Genomic DNA, 19,939 nt, shown 5'->3' with positions numbered 1-19,939 from the left:
CGTACGCACGGCAGCGGTTCAGTAGCCCTCCGCCCGCTCCAAGACCTCGGGTGCGATGAGGTCGCGCGCACCGAGGATCTCGATTCCTAGGAGCCGCCCTTCCGCGTCGAAGTCGATATTGAGCTCGCCCTTGCCTCCGGGAGTCTGAATGGCGACGAGCGTCTCGGCCACCTCCCCATCCGCGATGATGTCCGGAAGAGCAAGGTACGCCGCTCCCGCAACCGGGTCGTAGTGAAGTTTCATGCCTGCCTTCCGCTGTCGGTCACAGTCAGAATAAGCTCCCTTTCCGCCGGGCTCACCCCCGCGCGGCCCGCTCCCGGGCGCGCCGGACCGCCCGCCGGTTCACGCGGGCGGCCCGGGCGGCGTCGAGCACCAGGAGCAGCACCGCGAGCCACACGATGCCGAAGCCGATCCAGCGGCCCGTGGACATCTGCTCGCCGAACACGAGGTAGCCGATGAGGAACTGCAGGATCGGGGTCATGTACTGGAACATGCCCACCGCGGAGAGCGGCAGGCGCGAGGCCGCGCCCGCGAAGCACAGCAGGGGCGCGGCGGTGACGATCCCGGAGGCGACCAGCAGCAGCGTCGTCGGGGTGTCCGCCGCGCCCAGGGCCAGCCCGCCGCCGACGCCGCCCAGTCCCGCGAGCAGCAGGAAGACCCCCGCCGGGATGGACAGCCAAGCGGTCTCGAAGCTCAGCCCCGTGAGCGCGTCCACGCGCCCGCCGAGGTTCTTCTTGACCAGGCCGTAGACCGCGAAGGACACGGCCAGCACGAGCGAGATCCACGGCAGCGTCCCGTAGTCCACGCTCAGCACGACGACGGCCGCGAGGCTCAGCCCCACCGAGACCCACTGCAGCGGCCGCAGCCGCTCGCGCAGCACCACGACCCCCAGCGCGATCGTAACCAGCGGGTTGAAGAAGTACCCGAGCGAGGCCTCCAGGACGTGCCCCGTGGTGGTCGCGATGATGTAGACCAGCCAGTTGATGGACACGATCAGCCCGGCCAGTCCCAGGGTCAGGTTGATCCGGACGGCGCGGAAGGCCGCGGCCACCCGGCCCCACGAGCGGGTCGCGGTCACCATGATGAGGCACAGGACCATCGAGAAGACGATCCGCCAGCCGAGGATCTCCAGCGGGGGCAGGCTGGTCAGCGCGTTGAAGTACAGGGGCAGGAAGCCCCAGATGCCGTAGGCGCCGAGCGCGAGCAGGACGCCGGAGCGCAGCGTCCGGGCCCTGCTCGCACCGGCGTCCTCCCCCGCGGTGATCACCGGGTGCAGGGCGCCGGTCACGGCGGCGGGTTCGTTCAGGTCTGGATCACTGGGTCGAGTCACTTACCCAGGGTATGCCTGAGGGCGTCCTCCAACCGAGTGAAGCGGAACTCGTACCCGTGGGACTCGAGCACGGCCGGGACCAGCCGGGCGCTGCTCAGGGCGAGCTCGCGGGCGCCCTGCTTGCCGAGCAGGGCCGCGGGGGCGGCGGCGGGCGTCGGGATCACGGCCGGGCGGTGGATCACCTTCCCCAAGGTCTTGGCGAACTCCCTCTGGCGCACGCCCCCGGGAGCGGCCGCGTTGACCGGCCCGGAGACCTCCGGGTTCGCGGCGACCCAGGCGTAGATCTGGACCAGGTCGTCCAGCGAGATCCAGGGCTGCCACATCTCGCCGCCGCCCAGCGGGCCGCCGCCGCCGGCGAAGTACAGGGGCAGCTGCGCGGCCAGCAGCCCGCCGGCGGAGTTCATGACCAGGCCGGTGCGGATCATCGCGACCCGGATGCCCGCCTGCTCGGCCTCCCAGGCCGCGTCCTCCCAGCGGCGGCAGACCTCGGCGAGGAAGTCGTCGCCGGGGCCGGCCTGCTCGTCCACCTCGCCGGCGTCGTGCCCGTAGTAGCCGCTGGCCGAGGCGTTGACCAGGGTCCTCGGCCCGTCGTGCTCGACGGCCTCGCGCATGGCCCGGACGATGGTGCCGGTCGCGTCGAGGCGGGACTGCAGCACCTCCTCCTTGTGCTTGTCGGTGAAGGGCCCGGCGATCCCGGCGCCGGAGAGGTTCACGACGACGTCGACCCCCGCCAGCAGCCGCGCGTCCAGCTCCCCCTGGCTGGGGTCCCACGCGATCGTGTCGGCGCCGATCCGGCCGCTGTAGCCGGTGCGGCGCTTGAGCGTGATCACGCGGTGCCCGCCCGAGCGCAGCAGGGCGCTCAGCTGCGTGCCGACCAGGCCGGAGGCCCCCGAGATGGCGACCGTCATCGGCTCGGCGCGCAGCTCGCGCAGCCGGGCGTGGAAGTCGAGGTCGGCCCGGGTGTTGCGGGTGCGGAAGCCGAAGACGCGCTCCAGCTCTCCCTCGAAGACCCTGGCGCTGAGCCTGATGCGGTTTTGCAGGCCGCCGGGCAGCTCGTAGGTGACCTTGTCCGAGACGGTGGTGCCGCCCCCGGCCGCGTCGGCGAAGGAGTGGTCATGGCGCCAGGAGCGCAGGGGGCCGCGGTCCATGACGTCGGTGAAGCTCTCGCCGGGCGTGTACTCGGTGTGCACCGCGCGCCACCGGGCGCCCGCCCGGATCGGGAGCTTGCCGGGCAGGGCGTCGTCGGCCCAGGGCACGCCCATGAGCAGCTTGGTCACGGAGCCCGGGTTCAGGCCGTCGCTGGGCTCCTGGAGCACCTTGGAGTTCCAGTCGGGGCTCAGGCGCTGGATGGCGCCCGGGGAGGCGTACCAGCCGGTGACCGCCTCGCGGGTGTGGGGGATGTCCGCGGTGTGCCTGAAGACGCTCATAGGTCGTTTCTCACTTTCTCCCACGGCTCGACGTCGCCGGGGACGAGGTTGAACAGCGGATGGAGGCGGGGCAGGCCCGTGCGCAGGAGATCCTCGAAGGCGTCGACCATCTTGGGCGAGCGCATCCGGAGCTTGAACAGCAGCAGCTCCGCCTCGTAGCGGACCTGGCCCTCGGTCACGGGGATCTGGGGGACCGTCTGCGCGGCGAGGAGCGCGGGGGCGGGCCGGGCCGGCGCGGCGGGTCCGGACGGCTCGGGCGGGGCGGCCGGGGCGTGGCGGGCGTCGACGAAGCCGAGGCCGGTCAGCTCGGGGCCGGGGTCGGCGACGTCGGCCTCCGCGGCGATGACGGGACCCGGGATGATCTTCCCGCGGTCGAAGTTGTAGCCGCGGGCCGTGGCCTCCTCGGCGATGGGCCGCAGGAAGGCGGACATCGCCGCCTGGGGGTCCGGCGCGGCCTTGAAGCGCACCAGCTGCGGGTGGTTGCGGTACCCGTGGGTGGCCCCGGCCAGCACCTTCTGGGCCAGCAGCGCCTCGCGCCAACCGGCCACCAGACCCTTGGCGTCGAGGTGGTCGGGGTGCAGGGACCAGAGTCTCACGGGGCGCTCCCTCCTGGGCGGTCGGACCCGGGAGAGGCCCGGGTCACTTCAGCCTACCCGCGCGGGGCGGCCCCGCAGCGGCCCCCGACGCCGCGGGGCGGGGCTTGTTCGCTTGGAGCGGGAAGAGAGGACGCGGGTTGCGGGGACGCCGAGACCCCCGGACCGGCGGTCCGGGGGTCTCGGGGCCGTCCGGGGCGGGCCCGGGCGGCAGGGGGGGGGGAACGAGGCGTCAGGCTCGCGCGGCGTCGGGCTCCTTGAACGCGTCCTCGATCTCCTCGAGCGTCTTGTCCTTGGTCTCGGGGACCTTGACACGCACCCAGATCAGCGCAAGGACCTGCAGCACGACGAAGATGCCGATGGTCGCGCCGAGCCCCAGCGCCGCGGAGAGCATCGGGAAGAGCAGCGCCACGAGGAAGTTCATGGTCCACTGCACCCCGGTGCTGATGCCCATCGCGACGCCGCGCACCTTCAGCGGGTAGATCTCCGACATGAACAGCCAGGTCATCGTGCCGATGCAGCACTGCATGAAGCCCACGAAGACCACGATCGAGCCGAGGATGACCCACTTCTTCAGCGGGTTCTCGTCCGCGACGAACACGGCCGTCGAGGCCAGCAGGCCGAGCGTGAGGATCGTGGCCACCAGCCCCACGGTGAGCATCGTCTTGCGCCGCACGCGCTGGATGATCCCCAGCGCGATCCCCACGCCCACGACGCCGGCCAGCCCGATCAGCAGGTTGACCACGAAGGCGGCGTTGCCGGCGAACCCGGCGTCGGTGAGGATCGAGACGCCGTAGTACTGCACGACGTTGATGCCCGAGATCTGGTTGATGACCGCCATCCCGACGCCGATGTAGAGGATGCGCCGCATCCACCGCACGGAGAACAGCTCGGAGAGCGTCCCCTGGGAGGCCTTCTCGTCCTGGGCCGCGAGGCGCTCGACCTCCTCCCCCTCGCGCTTGCTGTACGCCTGCTCGCGGATCTCCCGGAGGACCTTCAGCATCGCGTCGACCCGGCCCCAGCGCGCCAGCCAGCGCGGGGACTCGGGCACGACCGTCAGCCCCGCCCACAGCAGGATCGCCGGCAGCAGGCACACGGAGAGCATCCACCGCCAGGTGTTGGCGTGCTCGGCGTCCATGACGCCGGTGATCCCGGCGTTGAACGCGAAGGCGAGGAACTGGCCGAAGACGACCATGAACTCGTTCTGCGAGACCACCCGCCCGCGCAGGTGCGACGGCGCGAGCTCGGCGAGGTAGACCGGGATGGTCACCGAGGCCCCGCCCACGGCGAGCCCCAGGACCACGCGGCACAGCGCCAGGACCCACCACTCGGGCGAGAGGACCGAGCCGAGGGAGCCCAGCGTGAACAGGACCGCCACGGTCACCATGACCCGGTGGCGCCCGTAGCGGTCCGAGAGGCGCCCGCCGAACACCGCGCCGAAGATGGCGCCGAACTGCAGCGCCGAGGTGATGAACCCCTCGTACTGCTGGCTCATCTGGAAGTCCTCGGCCATGGACGGCAGCGCGCCGTTGACGACGCCGGTGTCGTAGCCGAACAGCAGCCCGCCGAAGGTCAGGATGGTCGCGACGAAGCGCATCCTGCGGTTCATGGACTTCCCGTGGCCGTCCCCGGACGGCGCACCGCCGCTCGTGGCGGGGGCGGGCTTCTCCGCGACCGGCGTACCGGCCCCTACGGATGGTCGAGACATGCTCGGATCTCTCCTCAGAACTCAAGAAACCCGGCGCCCGCTGCGGGGCAGCGGGCGCCGGGAGGGGAATCCTTCCATTGAAACACTTTCCGAGGCTATGCGAGCGGAGAGATGGGCCACTCTGCTAGGCTGACCCATAATGTCCTTACAATGAGACAAATGGCACCGAGGAGTTCCGGGAGCAGATCATGGCAGCCTCTCTAGACATCATCATCGACCGGTCCTCGCCCGTGCCGCTCTACCACCAGCTGGTGCACGGGATCGAGGCGGCCATCTCGGAGGGCGGCCTGCCCCCGGGGACGATGCTGAACAACGAGCTCGCGCTCGCCAAGGAGCTCCACCTCTCCCGCCCGACCGTGCGCAAGGCCATGGACGAGCTCGTCCGCTCGGGCCTGCTGGTGCGCAAGCGCGGCGTCGGGACCCAGGTCGTGGCCTCCGAGGTGCGCCGCCCCGTCCGTCTGACCTCGCTCTACGACGACCTCACCGAGGACCGGGCCCGCCCCCTGACCGAGGTGCTCGCCTTCTCGGAGGAGTCCGCGAGCCGGGAGGTCGCGGAGAAGCTGAACATCGAGCCGGGCGCCCCCGTCTACTACTTCAAGCGCCTGCGCAGCCGCGGCGAGACCCCCTTGGCGATCATGGAGAACTGGGTCCCCGCCGGGATCACGGAGCTCAGCGCCCAGACCCTCCGGGAGCACGGGCTCTACGCCCTCCTCCGCGAGGCGGGGGTCAACTTCCGCCTGGCCACGCAGAAGATCGGCGCCGCGGTGGCCACCAAGGCGCAGGCCGACCTGCTGCACACCTCGCAGGGCGCGGCCCTGGTGACCATGGCGCGCACCGCGACCGACGACGTCGGGCGCCGCGTCGAGACCGGCCGCCACGTCTACCGCGCCGACTCCTACTCCTTCGAGCTGACGCTCTCCGCCTGACCCGACGACGAAAGGAACCATCCATGACCGACTGGGTCTACCCCGCAGGCACCGCCGCCGACGGCCCCTGGGACATCTCCCTGGGCGGACACGACTCCTCGCTCGCGGTCGAGGGCTGGGAGCACACCGGCCTGCGCACCGCGACGCTGACCGGCGAGCCCTTGCGCCTCGCCGCGGCCGGCGAGGAGCGGATCGTGATCCCCCTGAGCGGTGACGTCACCGCCGTCGTCGACGGCGAGCCCTACGAGCTCGCGGGCCGCGCCTCGGTCTTCCACGGCCCCACGGACGTGCTCTACACCGGCATCGGGCGCGCCCTGGAGCTCTCCGGGGCGGAGGGCGTGCGCGTGGCCATCGCGAGCGCACCCGCGCGCCGGGAGCACCCCGTGCGCCTGATCCGCAAGGACGAGGCCCCGCTGGAGCTGCGCGGCGCGGGCAACTGCTCGCGCGAGGTCCGCAACTTCGGCACGCCCGACACCCTCGAGGCCGACCGCTTCATCGTGTGCGAGGTCCTCACGCCCGCCGGGAACTGGTCCTCCTACCCGCCGCACAAGCACGACGAGGAGAAGGAGGGGGAGACGAGCCTCGAGGAGATCTACTACTTCGAGACCCGGACCACCCCCGACGCCCCCGCCGAGGCCGCGGACGCCATCGGCTACCAGCGCGTCTACGCCTCCGACGAGCGCGAGATCGACGTCAACGCCGAGGTCCGCACGGGCGACGTCGTCCTGGTCCCCTACGGCTGGCACGGCCCGGCCATGGCCCCTCCCGGCTACGACCTGTACTACCTCAACGTCATGGCCGGCCCCGGCCCCGTCCGCAAGTGGCTCATCAGCGATGACCCGCACCACGGCTGGGTGCGCCAGCAGTGGGACGAGAAGGAGATCGACGCCCGCCTGCCCTTCGGCGGCTAGCGCGCCATGCTGACCGACGTCGCGCCGTGGGCGTGGGCGCTGCTCGCGGTGGCCGCGCTGCTGGTGGGGGTCTCCAAGACGGTCCTGCCAGGAGTCAACACCCTTTCCGTCGCCGCCTTCGCCGCGATTCTGCCCGCACGGGAGTCGACGGGCGCGCTGCTGCTCCTGCTGCTGGTGGGGGACGCCTTCGCGATGTGGGCCTACCGGCGGCACGCGCACTGGCCGACGCTACTGCGCCTGATCCCCTCGGTGCTGGCCGGGCTCGCGGTGGGCGCGCTGTTCCTGGCGCTGGCCGACGACGCCTGGGTCCGGCGCGTCATCGGCGTGCTGCTGGTGATGCTGGTGGCCTTCACGCTGTGGCAGCGCCGGCCGCGCCGGGAGCGGGCCGCGGGCGCGACCCCGGGTGCGGGCGGAGCCCCGGGTGCGGGGGGAACAAGACCCGACGTGCGCGGGGCGGGACCCGGTGCGTCCGCGGGGCCGGGCGCCGCCTCGGTGCGCACCGCCTCCCGGCTGAGCTCGGCGGGCTACGGCTCGCTGGGCGGCTTCACCACCATGGTGGCCAACGCCGGCGGCCCGGTGATGTCCATGTACTTCCTCTCCGCGCGATTCCCGGTCCACGCCTTCCTCGGCACGGCGGCGTGGTTCTTCGCGACCATGAACCTGCTCAAGCTGCCGGTCTCGATCGGCCTCGGGCTCGTCAACGCCCACACGCTCGTGCTCGCCGCCGTCCTCGTGCCTGCGGTCGTCGCGGGGGCCTTCGCGGGGCGCTGGCTCGCCGGGCGCATCCGGCAACGGGTCTTCGACCGCGCGATCATCGTGCTCACCCTGCTCGGGTCGGTCTACCTGCTGGTCTGACCGCCGCGCCGGGGAGCCGCCGCCTCACGAAGAGGTCCCGAGGCGCCCCGGGCGCAGGGGGAAGCCGGCGGCCCGGTACACCCCGTCGATCAGCCCCATGACCCGCCGCGAGCGGGCCAGGCCCTCGCCGCACCCGTCCCCGCGTCGCAGCATCCCGCCGATCCCCCGCAGCTGGTGCGCGTAGCTGGACCCACCGCCCGGGCGCTCCGTCCGGTCCCCGGCGCCGCCGGTCACGACGACGGCGTCGTCCTCCCCCGGCAGCACGTAGGAGGGCGCGAGGACCTCGCCCCGCTCCCCCGCGACCCGGAGGCTGAAGTCCCACTCGGGCGCCACCATGCTCGCGCGGATCCCCACGGGGACGCCGCCTAGGCGCAGCTCCGCCTCGACCTCCGCGTCCACCCGGGGATCCGCCGGGGAGCCGACGCCGCGCGCGCCCTGAAGCTCCAGGTCGAGGCCCAGCCGCTCGCCCAGCAGCACCGCTGCGTGCAGCGCGTAGCAGCCGACGTCCATGAGCGCTCCCCCGGCGAGGTCGAAGCTCCAGCGCGGGTCCTCCGGCCCGGGCTCCTGCATGAGCATCCTGATCTCGACCTCGCGGAGCGGCCCCAGCTCCCCGGAGCCGACGATCTCCAGCACGCGGCGCATGACCGGATGCCAGGCGTAGTGGAACGCCTCCCAGAGGCGCGGGCCCGGCTCCCGCACGTATGCGGCGAGCCGGTCGAACTCCTCCAGGTTGGCCGCGACGGGCTTCTCCACCAGGACGTCGCGGCCCGCCTCCAGCGCGCGGGCCGCCCACTCGGCGTGCAGCCCGTTGGGCAGGCCGATGTAGACCAGGTCCACCGCGGGATCCGCGATCAGTGCGGCGTAGTCGGGGTGGGAGCGCTCGTAGCCGTGCTCGCGGGCGAAGGCGGCGGCCCGCCCGGGGTCGCGGGCCGCCACGGAGTAGCGGAGGTCTCCGGTCGCCCGGGTCGCCTCGGTGACGGCCAGCTCGGCGATCCGGGAGGCGCCGAGCAGTCCGATGGCCAGGGGTCGGTCGGGGTGCTGCGTCGTCGTCATGCTCCCATCCTGCCCGCCGGCGCCCGCGCCGCGGCACCTCGCCGGGCCGACACGCCCGCATTGATTGACCTGGGTCACACTCGATGGGGATAATTGTCCTGACATTCCGTCATTTCAGTTCGAGGAGGACCATTGACCGAGACCCCACTGTCCGTCGCCGTCATCGGAGCCGGCATGGCCGGGCGCGCGCACGCCTACGGATACCGCCAGGCGGGTTCGATCTACGATTCGGACTTCCCCCGCATCCGCCTCGCCGCGATCGCCGACGCCAACGTCCCCCTCGGCGAGGACGCGACCCGGCGGTACGGCTTCGAGCGCACCTACTCGGACTGGCGCCAGGTCGCGGAGGACCCGGAGATCGACGCCGTGAGCATCGTCGTCGGCAACGCCCTGCACCTGTCCATCGCCCGCGGGCTGCTCGAGGCCGGCAAGCACGTGCTGTGCGAGAAGCCGCTCGCGGGGACCCTCGAGGACGCCCAGGCCATGGTCGAGCTCGAGCGCGAGTACGCCGGCAGGACCGACGCGCAGGGCCGCCCCCTGATCACCTCGGTGGGCTACACCGTGCGCCGGATGCCCGCCCTGAACGCGATCAGGGCCAAGGTCGAGGGCGGCGAGTTCGGCCCCGTCACCAACTTCATCGGCACCTACCTGTGCGACTACTCGTGCGACGAGCGCGCCCCGATGTCCTGGCGCTACAAGGGCGGCCCCGGCTCGGGCGCGCTGGGCGACCTCGGCTCCCACGTCATCGACACCGGCGAGCTGATCAACGGCCCCATCACCGCGGTGCGCGGCGCCGTCATGGACACCATCACCAAGGAGCGGCCGCTGCCGCTGGGCGCCGTCGTCGGCCACCAGCACGTGGAGGTCTCGGACGAGGTCGAGCCGGTCGAGAACGAGGACTTCCTGACCTTCACCTGCAGCTTCGCCAACGGCGCGGTGGGCACCTACACGATCTCCCGCGTCGCCTTCGGCACGCCCAACTCGCAGACCTACCACCTGGTGGGCCCGCGGGCGCAGGCCTCCTTCGACATCACCAAGCCCGCGGAGTTCATGTACGACGACGCCCAGGCGGCGGCCGACACCCGCGGCCAGCGCCGCGTGCTCATCAACCCCGAGACCCCGCTCTACGCGAACTCGTGCGCGATGGACGCCCCCGGCATCGGCTACAACTACAACGACAACTTCGCGATCCAGGCCCGAGCGTTCCTGGGCCAGGTGGCCGGCGTCGAGACCGGGCTGGACCCCTGCGCCGGCTTCGCCGACGGGCTGCACACGCTGGAGGTCATCCAGGCGATCGCCGCCTCGGCGGAGCAGGGGGGCGCCGAGGTCCGCCTCGGCTGACGCCATCCACAGGACCCCCGCCGCGAGTCGCCGCGTGGGCTAGCGTGGGACCCACGGACACCCCGCCGAGCACCCCTCGGCCCAGCACCCCCTGGAGGGAATCCCATGAAGATCACCGTCGTCGGCGCCGGAGGCATCGGCCGGATGCACGCCGCGAACCTGCTGTCCACGCCCGGGCTGACGCACGTCGAGCTCGTCGGGAGGGATCCCGGCCGGCTCGCGGCCTCGGCCGAGGCGGTCCGCGAGCGGGCGGGGGCCGAGGCCGCCGCCGAGGTGGACCTGAGCACCACCACCGAGCTGGAGGCCGCGCTCGAGGTCACCGACGGCGTCGTGATCACCACCCCGGGGCGCACGCACCCGGGCCTGGTCACCGAGGCCGTGCGGCGCGGACTGCCCGTCTTCGTCGAGAAGCCCCTGGCCATCACCGCGGACGACTACCTCGAGCTGCTGCGCGAGGTCGAGTCCGCCGGCGCCGACGAGCGCGTCATGGTCGGCTTCCACCGCCGCCACGGCGCCGAGTTCCGCACGCTCAAGGGCCTGCTCGGAGCGGAGCGCGCCGGGACCCTGCGCTCGGTCCACTCCGTCAACGCCGACCGCCGGATCGCCGACGCCGCGGGCCTCGCGGACTCGGGCGGTCTGTGGCTGGACCTGATGATGCACGACTTCGACGCCGTCCCCTGGCTGGTCTCCGAGCGGGTGGACCGCGTCTACGCCGTGGGCGGCGCGCTGGAGGACCGGGCGCACGCGGAGCAGGGGCAGATCGACACGGCCCACGCGATGCTGCACTTCACCTCGGGGCTCGTGGCGACGCTGGTCGGCATCCGCGGCAACGCGAGCGGGCAGGACGTGCGCACCGTGGTCCACGGCAGCCGCGCCACGTACTCGGTCGGCGAGACCGCCGGGGTCGCGGTCTCCCGGATCGACCCCGAGGGCGGGATCCACGCCCCGGAGGCGGTCTACGAGGGCTACCAGGACCGCTTCGCCCCGACCTTCGTCCGCGAGATGCAGGAGTTCGTGGACCTGGCCACCGGCCAGGGGCGCAACGCGAGCCCGCCCTCCTCGGGGCTGCACGCCTTCGAGGTCGCGCTGGCCGCCCGGCGCTCGGCGGAGACGGGCCAGGTAGAGCAGGTCGAGCCGCTGCGCTGAGCCCGGCGCCGGCGAAGCGGCCGTGGCGATGCCGGTGAAGCGGGCGTGGTGCCGCCGGTGCCCCACCGCGGCGCCCGCGGCATCGCGGCCCGGGCGCCGCGGCCGGACTATGCACGGGCCCGGATCCATACCAGACTGGGAGACGGGTCGGTCTCGCCGACCGCAGCCGGGCGCCTCCGGCCGGAGCGAAGGAGAGCCCGAGGATGAACACCCATCACGACGTCCTGATCGTCGGCGGCGGCAACGCGGGGATCTCGCTCGCGGCCCACCTGCGCCGCCTGGGCTGCCGCGACGTCGCGGTGGTGGACCCCGCCAAGACCCACACCTATCGCCCGCTGCTCTCCTACGTGGGGGCCGGGCGGGCCGACCTCGCCCACGCCCAGCGTCCCCAGGGCCGCGCCATGCCCTCGCGGTGCCACCGGTACGCCGAGGCCGTCGTCGCGGTGGACCCGGAGCGGCGCGCCGTCGTGACCGACCGGGGGCGCGAGATCTCCGGCAACGACCTCGTCATCTGCCCCGGCTCGAGCCCCGACTGGGACGCGGCCCCCGGGACCGGCGACGCCGTCGTGGGCTCGGCGGCCTCGACCAACTACCTCCCCGAGCTGGCCGCGAAGACGTGGACGCTGATGTCCTCGCTCACGAGCGGCCGCGCGGTGTTCACGGTGGCGACCGAGACGGTGCCGTGCGGCGGCGTCGGCTACAAGCCCCTGTTCATCCTGTGCGACCTCTGGAGACGACGCGGGGTCCTCGGCGACCTGGACGTCACGGTCCTCGTGGAGGACCGGCGCATGTTTGCCCTGGACCGCCCCGACGAGCAGCTGCGCGCGGCGGCCGAGCGCTACGGCGTGCGGGTGGTGACCTCGGCGCGGGTGGGCGGCGTCGACCCCGAAGGGCAGGTGGTCCGGGCGGAGACCCCGGCCGGGGCCGTCCTGTACCCGTTCGACGCGCTGCACCTGACCCCGCGGCACCGGGCGCCGGAGTGGATCGGCGCGGCGGGGCTGAGCGGGCTGCCGGGCGGGTTCGCGGCCGTGGACCCGGAGACCCTCCGGCACCCCGAGCACCCGCGGGTGTGGGCCATGGGCGACGCGGCGGAGCTCGGGGCCCAGCGCTCGGGCGGCGGGCTGCGGAAGCAGGTGCCGATCCTGGCGCGCAACATCGCCGCGCAGCGCCTGGGCCGGGCCTTCGCGCGGTACGACGGCTACTCGGTCGCGCCGATCGCCACCTCGGGGACGAGCCTGCTCCTGGCCGAGTTCGACCGCCAGGGGCGTCCGACGCCGTCCTTCGGCCTCGCCGACCTGCAGCGGTCGCGGCCGTGGACCTACGCCTACGACCTGTTCATGCAGCCGCAGCTGTACTGGCACGGGATCCTGAAGGGGCGGGTCGGCTCCGCCTGAGCGCGCGGCAGCCCGGGCCTCCGGCATGGACGGCCCGGGCTCCCCGGGGGGCCTAGTTCGCGGTGTCGGGCTCGCGGCCCTCGTCGTCGGTCAGGGCGCCCACGCCCTCGTCGGCGGGTTCGGTGCTCTCGGACTGGCGCCGCACCTCGCGCTGCTCCTCCTCGGCGGACATGCCGATCCTCGACTCCGCCTCGCTCGGCTCCCGACCCTCGGCGGGCCGCTGCTCTCGGTTCTCGTTCGAAGCCACGGGGCCTCCCCTCCTCGACGCGCCGCCCGGCATCCGCCCGGGAGGGCGGCGCGGGACGGCGCTGTATGCGTGGTCTCAGCCAAGCACAGGTCCGGCGGGGGCACCAGGGGCCGGGGCCCGCGAGCGCCAGGAGCGAACGGGCACCCGGAGAGGCGGGTCCCCGGGGCGCGAGGAGAAACGGCGCCCCCGGGCCGGTGAGAGGCACCGCCCCCGCGTGGCTCAGCCCTTCCGGGCCGCCTCGACCCGCTCGCGCATGGTCCGCAGCTGGTACCGGGAGACCTCCTCGGCGTTCTCGTTCTCGCCGAAGACGCTGGAGACCATCACCGTGTCGGGCGAGTCCAGGAACCCGATCTCGGCCAGGCCGCCGAAGTACTCGTCCCAGTCGACGTCGCCGTCGCCCACCTTGAGGTGCTGGTGCACGCGCACCGGGTTGCCGGGCGGGTTGGTGATGTAGCGCAGGCCGTTGGAGCGGTGGTGGTCCATCGTGTCGGCCACGTGCGTGACGCGGATGCGGTCGCCCGCGGCCCGCATGATGTCCAGCGGCGCCTCCTGCATGTGGAAGGCGTGGCAGGCGACGTACGCGAACCCGAGGTTCTTCGAGTTCGCCCCGCGGATGACCCGCCAGGCCTCCAGGCCGTTCTCCACGAAGTCGTCCGGGTGCGGGTCGATCGCGACGTTGATGCCCTCGCGCTCGATGATCGGCAGCAGCTCCTCCATCGAGCGGTAGAAGGCGCGCTCCGACTCCTCGGCGAGCTCGGGCCGGCCGGAGAACTCCGTGTTCATCTGCTCGACGCCGAGGTCCACGGCGATCTGGATCGCGCGCTTCCAGGAGCGCACGGCCGCCTCGCGGGCGTCGGGGTCCGGGGAGGACCAGCGCAGCACGGGCAGGATCGAGGCGATCTCGACGCCGGCGTCCTTGCAGGCCTTCCCCAGGTCGGCCACCAGGTCGTCGTCGGCCTTGGGGTGGTTGAAGAACGGGATGAAGTCCGGGTGCGGGGTCATTTGGAAGTAGTCGTACCCGAGGTCCTTGACCAGGCGGGGGAACTCCAGCAGGGAGTGGGTGCGGTGGAAGGGGGTGGGGTCCAGGGCGATCTTCACGGGGTCTCCTCGTCAGGGGATGGTCGGTCGAGGGGTGGGCACGAGGGGCGGGGCGAAGCCGCCGGCGCCGGCCCGCGCGGGGCCGGCGGCGTCGGGCCCTAGCGGTACAGCTCGGGCTTCTCCTGCAGGGTCACGGGGTAGCTCTGGCCGAGGTCGTCCACGGCCTTCAGCCCGGCCTCGCAGCACGCGGCGGCGGCGTAGCCGTCCCACGCGTCCGGTCCCTCCAGCTCGCCCGCGAGGCTCGCGTCGATCCACTCCTGGACCTCGGCGTCGTAGGCGTCCAGGAAGCGCTCCTCGAAGCCGGGGGTCACGACGTCGAGCCCCTCCTGCACGTGGGCGCCCTCGAAGCTCGCGCGGGTCGTCACCGCGTAGCCGTACTGCGAGGTGACGTGGGTGTTGACCGTGATCCGCACGCCGGACTCGGTCTCCATCTGGATCTGGGCCGGGTCCATCAGGCCCTCCTTGGCGTGCTTCGAGCGCTTGCCGCCGGCGACCCGCACCGAGACGATCTCCTCGCCGCTCAGGAAGCGCATGCCGTCGAACTCGTGGACCACGGTGTCGTCGATGAGGTTGCGGCCGGTGTAGGCGTCCGGGACCTCGGGATTGATGTGCTCGCAGTCGAGGGCCAGCAGCTCGCCGTGCTCGCCCGACTCGACCGCGGCGCGCACGGCCCGGTAGCCGGCGTCGAAGCGGCGCATGAAGCCCACCTGGACGAGCCGGCGGCCCGCGGCCACCTCGGCCTGCACGATGCGCCAGGCAGACTCGGAGTCGGGGGTCAGCGGCTTCTCGCACAGGATCGGCAGGCCCTTGGTCAGGGTCGGGAGGAGGACCTGCTCGTGCAGGAATCCGGGGGTCGCGACCAGCACGGCGTCGACCTCGCCCGAGTCGATGGCCTCGGTGAAGTCGGTGTAGACCTTCGCGCCCTCGATGCCGTCGATCGCGGCGCGGGCCTTGGCCTCGTCGATGTCGACGATCGCGGTGATGCGGGCCCGCTCCATGCGGCGGTGGATCCGCTCGATGTGGTCGGAGCCCATGCGGCCGGCTCCGACGACGGCGATGCGCAGTTCCTGGGTCATGGGGGTGGGTTTCCTTTCGAAGGGTGTGCGTCGGGTGGGGGGACGGTGGAGGCCGTCCGGGCGGGGCGGCGTCGGCCCCCGGCCGATCCGGAGGGGGCGGCGTCGGCCCCGGTCAGGCCGGGACGGTCCGGGTCCCGCAGCCGAGCAGGTGCTTGCGGGTGCGGCTGGCGATGGGCAGGGGCACGTCGAAGTCGCTGACCGGGTACATGTCCTGCTCGACGATGCCGAACAGCGGGCGGTTCAGCTTCTCGGCGGCCTCGATGACCAGGCGCAGGTCCGGCAGCCCGTGCGGCGGCTCGATGGTCACGCCCTCGGCCGTGGCCCGGCCGAAGTCCCAGTCGTGCCTGCGGACCTCGGCGAGCACGTCGGGGTCGATCTGCTTGAGGTGCAGGTAGCCGATCCGCTCCGGGTACCGCTCGATCAGCGTGACCGAGTCCGCGCCGCCGAACTCAGCGTGCCCGGTGTCCAGGCACAGCGTCGTGTACTTCGGGTCGGTCGCGGCGAGGAACCGCTCGATCTGCTCCATGGTCTCCACGTGGGTGTCCGCGTGGGAGTGGAACTGCTGGTACAGCCCGAACTCCTCCTGCAGGACCTTCCCCAGCCGGTCGTGGCCGCGGGCCAGGTCCTCCCACTGCCGCTCCTCGAGCGTGCGCGGCTCCATCTCCCGGCCGGTCTTGTCGTCGCGCCACTGGGCGGGGATCACGACGACGTGCTGCCCGTCCATCGCGGCGGTCAGCTCGGCGACCTTCCGGGCCGGCTCCCACGCGAGGTCCCACTGCTCGTGCCCGCGGTGGAACGCGGTGAACACGGTGCCCGCGCTGACCCTGAGGTCGCGCGCCTTCAGCTCCCGCGCGAGGGTCTGCGGGTCGGTCGGCAGGTAGCCGTAGGGCCCCAGCTCGATCCACCGGTACCCGGCCTCCGCGACCTCGTCGAGGAAGCGCTGCCAGGGGGTCTGCTTCTCGTCCTCGGGGAACCACACGCCCCAGGAGTCGGGGGCGGTTCCGATGATGAGCTTGTTCTCGGTGGTCTCTGCCATGTCTGCTGCGCTTTCCTCGTCGAAAGGTCTGGGATGGGCGGCGAACCCCGCCCGCCGCGGCCGCCGCGGAGAACCGCGGGTCCTGCCGCTTCGGCTCGGCGGCCTTCGCGAAGCGCTGCATCTGCTCGCCGGTGGGGTACATCCACGAGGCCACGATCCGGGGGCCCAGCAGCGTGATGGGCAGGACGACGTCGCCGGATGCGGCGATCATGTCCGCGACGTGCTCGCACTGCTCGAAGGCCCACTCGTCCTCCCCGCGCACGTACACGGTGATGGGGTAGCCCTCCTGGGCGAGCCCGGCCGCGGCGTCGAGGAACTCCTCGCGCTCCGCGTCCTCCGCGCCGCCCGCCGGGATGAAGACCTCGACCTCGGTATATGCCACGTGTGGAACCTCCCTGATCCGCTGCGGATCCATTGTGTCACGACGCCGCCCGGGAGGGCAGGGCTCAGGGGCGGCGTGAGAGCACGGAGGGCACGGCCGTCGTCCTGGCGACGTGGTCCCCGGCGGCGGGAGCGAGCTGGGTGAGCGTCCTCATGAGCTCGGCGTGAAGTCGCCCGGGTTCCTGACGCGGCACCGCGCCCCTGTCGAAGATGGGTTCGTGATGGGCGATGCGATTGCGGACGGCGGTGATGTCGCTGATGGTCTTGTCCACGTTGGGGCGGTTCGTGCCGGGCGGAAAGGCGGGGTGCAGGTAGGGGACCCACAGGCTCTTCTCATGAGAGGCGCTCGTCAGGTGGCTCCAGAACCCGAGGCTCAGCTCTGCGATGACTTTGCCCGGCGTCGCTCGGACGCCGCCACATCGATGAATGGCGCGATCAACCGTGCGTCGATTGGGGTAGTTGACGTCGACCCCCCTCTTGAGCCCCATGCGGTCCTTCTTGATCCGCCAGATCGGCGCCACAGCGGGAGACTCCGGGTCGAGGAGCCAATGATCGTTGCCACGCCATCGGTGGGAGACTGCAACGTCGTAGGCATTCCTCAACGCGATCTCGAAATGGCCGATGTCCCGCATCAGCGCCTGGCCGAGCTGGGCATTCCATTCGTAGAGCTCCAGCGCACGCACGGCGTCGCCGCCACAGGCCTCGACGTACCGCTTGAAGCGAGGCGCGCCGAGCCAGTCATCAATCCACGTAACGGACATGCCGACCCTCCCCGAAAAGTCGAAGCCCCGGCGACATGGCCTGAGCCAGCGGTCCACACGGGGCTAACAGAATCCAGCCTACGCAGGCCGAACGGGTTCCTCAACCGGCTGTGGATGGGGGAGAGATGATGACGATGAAGTGCCGCGGCCCGCCTCCCCGGGGAAGCGGGCCGCGGCGTCGTCGGCCCTACCGCCGGGCCTTCTGCTTCTCCTTGCCGGCGAAGTGCTGGACCCAGAACTGCCGGGTCGTGACCTCGTCGTTGCCGTCCCAGACCTCGATGCCGGTGAGCTCCGGCAGGTCCGAGGCGTGGAAGATCGGCTCCTCGCCGGCCTTCCGCTGCCGCTGGTAGTGCTTCATGACCTTGACGGCCACGCCCGCCAGCAGCGCGATGGCGACGAGGTTGATGAAGGCCATGAACGCCATGAACAGATCGGCCGCGGCCCACGCGAGGTCCAGGGCGATGACGGCGCCCGCGAAGACGCAGAGCAGGACCAGCAGGCGGTAGACCTGCAGCACCAGCGTGGACTTGGTGAGGAACTGGATGTTCGACTCGCCGTAGTAGTAGTTGCCGATCAGCGAGGTGAAGGCGAAGAGGAAGATCGCGACCGTCAGGAAGTGCAGCGCCCAGTCGCCCAGCTGCGCCGACAGCGCGTTCTGGGTCAGGGAGGCGCCCTGGGTCTCGTCCCCGAACGTGGGGTTGGACAGCAGCACGATGAAGGCGGTGATCGAGCAGATGATCATGGTGTCGAAGTAGACGCCCAGCGACTGCACCAGGCCCTGCTTGGCCGGGTGCGAGACCGCGGCGGTGGCCCCCGCGTTGGGCGCCGAGCCCATGCCGGCCTCGTTGGAGAACAGCCCGCGCTGCATGCCGGTGATGATGACGCCCATGAGGCCGCCCACCACGAACTCCCGGATGCCGAAGGCCCCCTCGATGATCTGCACGACCATGGCGGGCACCTCGCCGAGGTTCAGCACGACGACGGTCAGGCCGAGCAGGACGTACAGCACGGCCATGACCGGCACGACGACCTGGCTGACGGCCGAGATGGACCGCACGCCGCCGAAGATGACCAGCGCGGCGCAGACCACGAGGAGGAGGCCGATGGCGACCTTCAGCCCGAAGCTCTCCGCGAGGTCGGGGGAGACGAAGGCGGTGGACTGCGAGACGGCGTCGACGATGGAGTTCGACTGCACCGAGTTGAACGCGAAGCCGTAGGTGATGCAGATGATGACCGCGAAGATCACGCCCATCCAGCGGGCCCTGAGGCCCCGCTGCATGTAGTAGGCCGGCCCGCCGACGTAGGCGTCGCGGCCCTGGTGCTTGTACAGCTGCGCGAGCAGCGACTCGACGAAGGCGCTGGCCCCGCCGATCGCGGCCATGAGCCACATCCAGAACACCGAGCCGGGCCCGCCCGCGCTGATCGCGATGGCGACGCCGGCGATGTTGCCGGTGCCCACGCGGGCCGCCGCGGAGATGGTGAACGCGCGGAAGGAGGAGATCTGCTTCCGGCCGTCCGGCCCGCGGCCGCCGGGCTCGCCGACGACGCGGAACATCTCCGGGATCGCCCGGAACTGGATCGCCCCGGTGCGGAGGGTCAGGTAGAGGCCGACCAGGAGGAGGACGACGAACATGCCCTGCCAGACGAAGCCGCCGGCCGAAGAGACCAGCGTGGTCAGAGTATCCATGGTGTGAACTTTCGAGCGAGTGACGAGGAAACGCCTCGCCGGGCGCGGGGTCCTCCGCGGCGGCGGTGCGGTTGTGCGACACCCTACCCGGTGGCGCACGCCACCCGAAACGGGGGCGTGCGAGCATGACGGGCCGGGGGCCGCCCACGACGTCGTCCGCCCGCCTCAGAGCACCCCGGACGGGTCGATCAGGAACCGCCCGAGCAGGAAGTACTTCCCGACGTCGACGAGCATGAGCGCGCACACCGCGGCGATGCCCGCCGGCAGGACGATGTTGACCCACCGCTCGGCCGCGCTCCACCACCGGCCGATCAGCACGGCCACCCGGCGGTGCTGGTTGGCCACCACGGCCCCGCACAGCACGGCCAGCGGCGCCTGCGAGATGAGCGCCCAGAGGACCAGGCCCGTCGCGGCCGCCCAGAGCGGCTGGTTCCCGGAGAGCCCGGCGGCCAGCACGAACGGCGGATCGGAGGTCACGAGTGCGACGAACCCGGCCGCCACCAGCAGCAGCCCCGCGAAGCTGCGGTTCTTCTCCTCCTTCGGCGGCCGGTTCCTGATCCGCCACCGATACCCCGCGTAGACGAGGCCCGCGAGCGCCACGGCCAACTCGATCCACGCCACGACCGCCCCGGCCCGCAGCAGGTGACCCCACGGGATCGCGTCGAGCCGGTCGCCCACGAGCCGCGAGAGCAGCACGCCCCACAGCGCGGTGCCCCCGATCAGGAGGACGCCGAAGACCAGCACGGCGCGCCGGACCCGCCCGGCCGCAAGCGGGTCGGCGGCCGGGCGTGCGGCCATGTACACGGCCGCGATCAGCGGCGGGGCGGGGTCCAGCCCGCCCACCCCGAGCGCGCTCGCGGAGGCGATGAAGGCGCCGGGCTCCATCAGGCGCCCGCGGACTCGGCCCCGGCGAGCGCCCGGCCGCGCCCGAGCCGGCCGTCCCCGCCCCGGCCGCGCCCGCACCGGCAC

At 72.3% G+C, this 19,939-nt stretch carries 19 protein-coding genes; 6 read left to right on the top strand and 13 right to left on the bottom strand.

Features of this window, described 5'->3' with window-relative positions; translation table 11 throughout:
• Positions 1 to 18: 18 nt before the first annotated feature.
• From NBM05_RS06580 to NBM05_RS06560, 5 genes are all read right to left on the bottom strand, one after another.
• A complete protein-coding gene (locus NBM05_RS06580) occupies positions 19 to 243 on the bottom strand; it encodes a DUF2283 domain-containing protein (RefSeq protein WP_254166016.1) in 225 nt (74 codons plus the stop codon).
• Positions 244 to 295: 52 nt separating this feature from the next.
• Positions 296 to 1,330, bottom strand: a complete 1,035-nt coding sequence (gene rarD, locus NBM05_RS06575) for an EamA family transporter RarD (RefSeq protein ID WP_254166014.1) — start codon at positions 1,328 to 1,330, stop codon at positions 296 to 298.
• Positions 1,327 to 2,757: a TIGR01777 family oxidoreductase gene (locus NBM05_RS06570; RefSeq protein ID WP_254166012.1), complete on the bottom strand. Its 1,431-nt coding sequence runs from the start codon at positions 2,755 to 2,757 to the stop codon at positions 1,327 to 1,329. Before NBM05_RS06570 ends, rarD begins: the two co-directional genes overlap by 4 nt.
• Entirely contained in the window at positions 2,754 to 3,353 is a 600-nt protein-coding gene (locus NBM05_RS06565; protein ID WP_254166010.1) for a pyrimidine dimer DNA glycosylase/endonuclease V, read from the bottom strand. The genes NBM05_RS06570 and NBM05_RS06565 overlap by 4 nt, the downstream gene beginning before the upstream one ends.
• A 229-nt stretch (positions 3,354 to 3,582) precedes the next feature.
• Positions 3,583 to 5,058, bottom strand: a complete 1,476-nt coding sequence (locus NBM05_RS06560) for a sugar porter family MFS transporter (protein WP_254166008.1) — start codon at positions 5,056 to 5,058, stop codon at positions 3,583 to 3,585.
• Between the two features lie 188 nt (positions 5,059 to 5,246).
• On the opposite strand from NBM05_RS06560, the gene NBM05_RS06555 reads away from it, so the two are divergent.
• From NBM05_RS06555 to NBM05_RS06545, 3 genes are read left to right on the top strand one after another with little or no spacing between them, the layout of a single operon-like run.
• Positions 5,247 to 5,984, top strand: a complete 738-nt coding sequence (locus NBM05_RS06555) for a GntR family transcriptional regulator (RefSeq protein ID WP_254166006.1) — start codon at positions 5,247 to 5,249, stop codon at positions 5,982 to 5,984.
• 23 nt (positions 5,985 to 6,007) lie between these two features.
• Positions 6,008 to 6,895: a 5-deoxy-glucuronate isomerase gene (iolB, locus tag NBM05_RS06550; protein WP_254166004.1), complete on the top strand. Its 888-nt coding sequence runs from the start codon at positions 6,008 to 6,010 to the stop codon at positions 6,893 to 6,895.
• Between the two features lie 6 nt (positions 6,896 to 6,901).
• Positions 6,902 to 7,750: a sulfite exporter TauE/SafE family protein gene (locus tag NBM05_RS06545; RefSeq protein ID WP_254166002.1), complete on the top strand. Its 849-nt coding sequence runs from the start codon at positions 6,902 to 6,904 to the stop codon at positions 7,748 to 7,750.
• 24 nt (positions 7,751 to 7,774) lie between these two features.
• On the opposite strand, the gene NBM05_RS06540 is transcribed toward NBM05_RS06545, so the two are convergent.
• A complete protein-coding gene (locus tag NBM05_RS06540) occupies positions 7,775 to 8,803 on the bottom strand; it encodes a Gfo/Idh/MocA family protein (protein WP_254166000.1) in 1,029 nt (342 codons plus the stop codon).
• A gap of 132 nt (positions 8,804 to 8,935) precedes the next feature.
• Here NBM05_RS06540 and NBM05_RS06535 point away from each other — a divergent pair, with 132 nt between their 5' ends.
• From NBM05_RS06535 to NBM05_RS06525, 3 genes are all read left to right on the top strand, one after another.
• Entirely contained in the window at positions 8,936 to 10,144 is a 1,209-nt protein-coding gene (locus tag NBM05_RS06535; protein WP_254165998.1) for a Gfo/Idh/MocA family protein, read from the top strand.
• Positions 10,145 to 10,249: 105 nt separating this feature from the next.
• On the top strand, positions 10,250 to 11,290 hold the full coding sequence (locus NBM05_RS06530) for a Gfo/Idh/MocA family protein (protein WP_254165996.1): 1,041 nt from the start codon (positions 10,250 to 10,252) through the stop codon (positions 11,288 to 11,290).
• Positions 11,291 to 11,493: 203 nt separating this feature from the next.
• Positions 11,494 to 12,684 carry an NAD(P)/FAD-dependent oxidoreductase gene (locus NBM05_RS06525; protein WP_254165995.1) on the top strand — a complete coding sequence of 397 codons (1,191 nt, stop codon included), beginning with the start codon at positions 11,494 to 11,496 and terminating at the stop codon, positions 12,682 to 12,684.
• Positions 12,685 to 12,736: 52 nt separating this feature from the next.
• Here the strand turns inward: NBM05_RS06525 and NBM05_RS06520 are convergent, their stop codons facing one another.
• From NBM05_RS06520 to NBM05_RS06490, 7 genes are all read right to left on the bottom strand, one after another.
• Entirely contained in the window at positions 12,737 to 12,931 is a 195-nt protein-coding gene (locus tag NBM05_RS06520; protein WP_254165994.1) for a hypothetical protein, read from the bottom strand.
• A gap of 219 nt (positions 12,932 to 13,150) precedes the next feature.
• Positions 13,151 to 14,029 carry a sugar phosphate isomerase/epimerase family protein gene (locus NBM05_RS06515; RefSeq protein WP_254165992.1) on the bottom strand — a complete coding sequence of 293 codons (879 nt, stop codon included), beginning with the start codon at positions 14,027 to 14,029 and terminating at the stop codon, positions 13,151 to 13,153.
• Positions 14,030 to 14,127: 98 nt separating this feature from the next.
• Positions 14,128 to 15,105 (bottom strand): Gfo/Idh/MocA family protein, encoded by a 978-nt coding sequence (locus tag NBM05_RS06510; RefSeq protein WP_254165990.1) that lies wholly within the window; start codon positions 15,103 to 15,105, stop codon positions 14,128 to 14,130.
• Between the two features lie 112 nt (positions 15,106 to 15,217).
• On the bottom strand, positions 15,218 to 16,141 hold the full coding sequence (locus tag NBM05_RS06505) for a sugar phosphate isomerase/epimerase family protein (protein WP_254165989.1): 924 nt from the start codon (positions 16,139 to 16,141) through the stop codon (positions 15,218 to 15,220).
• A gap of 446 nt (positions 16,142 to 16,587) precedes the next feature.
• Positions 16,588 to 17,283 (bottom strand): Abi family protein, encoded by a 696-nt coding sequence (locus tag NBM05_RS06500; RefSeq protein WP_254165988.1) that lies wholly within the window; start codon positions 17,281 to 17,283, stop codon positions 16,588 to 16,590.
• Between the two features lie 187 nt (positions 17,284 to 17,470).
• Complete coding sequence (locus NBM05_RS06495; protein WP_254165987.1) at positions 17,471 to 18,970, bottom strand: alanine/glycine:cation symporter family protein; 1,500 nt, start codon at positions 18,968 to 18,970, stop codon at positions 17,471 to 17,473.
• Between the two features lie 165 nt (positions 18,971 to 19,135).
• Positions 19,136 to 19,855 carry a hypothetical protein gene (locus tag NBM05_RS06490; protein WP_254165986.1) on the bottom strand — a complete coding sequence of 240 codons (720 nt, stop codon included), beginning with the start codon at positions 19,853 to 19,855 and terminating at the stop codon, positions 19,136 to 19,138.
• Between the last annotated feature and the right edge of the window lie 84 nt (positions 19,856 to 19,939).

Origin of the sequence: Rothia santali, assembly GCF_024199905.1 — a bacterium.
Lineage (GTDB): Bacteria > Actinomycetota > Actinomycetes > Actinomycetales > Micrococcaceae > Rothia > Rothia santali.
The sequence above is the reverse complement of the archived record's forward strand: the minus strand, read 5'-3'. Positions and strand labels throughout refer to the sequence as shown.

Bases quoted from the DNA above. Each gene is read 5' to 3' on its own strand.
- NBM05_RS06570 (WP_254166012.1), bottom strand. From the start codon at position 2,757: ATGAGCGTCTTCAGGCACACCGCGGACATCCCCCACACCCGCGAGGCG.
- NBM05_RS06490 (WP_254165986.1), bottom strand. From the start codon at position 19,855: ATGGAGCCCGGCGCCTTCATCGCCTCCGCGAGCGCGCTCGGGGTGGGC.
- NBM05_RS06540 (WP_254166000.1), bottom strand. From the start codon at position 8,803: ATGACGACGACGCAGCACCCCGACCGACCCCTGGCCATCGGACTGCTC.
- iolB (WP_254166004.1), top strand. From the start codon at position 6,008: ATGACCGACTGGGTCTACCCCGCAGGCACCGCCGCCGACGGCCCCTGG.
- NBM05_RS06555 (WP_254166006.1), top strand. From the start codon at position 5,247: ATGGCAGCCTCTCTAGACATCATCATCGACCGGTCCTCGCCCGTGCCG.
- NBM05_RS06495 (WP_254165987.1), bottom strand. From the start codon at position 18,970: ATGGATACTCTGACCACGCTGGTCTCTTCGGCCGGCGGCTTCGTCTGG.
- NBM05_RS06560 (WP_254166008.1), bottom strand. From the start codon at position 5,058: ATGTCTCGACCATCCGTAGGGGCCGGTACGCCGGTCGCGGAGAAGCCC.
- NBM05_RS06525 (WP_254165995.1), top strand. From the start codon at position 11,494: ATGAACACCCATCACGACGTCCTGATCGTCGGCGGCGGCAACGCGGGG.
- NBM05_RS06505 (WP_254165989.1), bottom strand. From the start codon at position 16,141: ATGGCAGAGACCACCGAGAACAAGCTCATCATCGGAACCGCCCCCGAC.
- NBM05_RS06500 (WP_254165988.1), bottom strand. From the start codon at position 17,283: ATGTCCGTTACGTGGATTGATGACTGGCTCGGCGCGCCTCGCTTCAAG.
- NBM05_RS06580 (WP_254166016.1), bottom strand. From the start codon at position 243: ATGAAACTTCACTACGACCCGGTTGCGGGAGCGGCGTACCTTGCTCTT.
- NBM05_RS06510 (WP_254165990.1), bottom strand. From the start codon at position 15,105: ATGACCCAGGAACTGCGCATCGCCGTCGTCGGAGCCGGCCGCATGGGC.
- NBM05_RS06530 (WP_254165996.1), top strand. From the start codon at position 10,250: ATGAAGATCACCGTCGTCGGCGCCGGAGGCATCGGCCGGATGCACGCC.
- NBM05_RS06545 (WP_254166002.1), top strand. From the start codon at position 6,902: ATGCTGACCGACGTCGCGCCGTGGGCGTGGGCGCTGCTCGCGGTGGCC.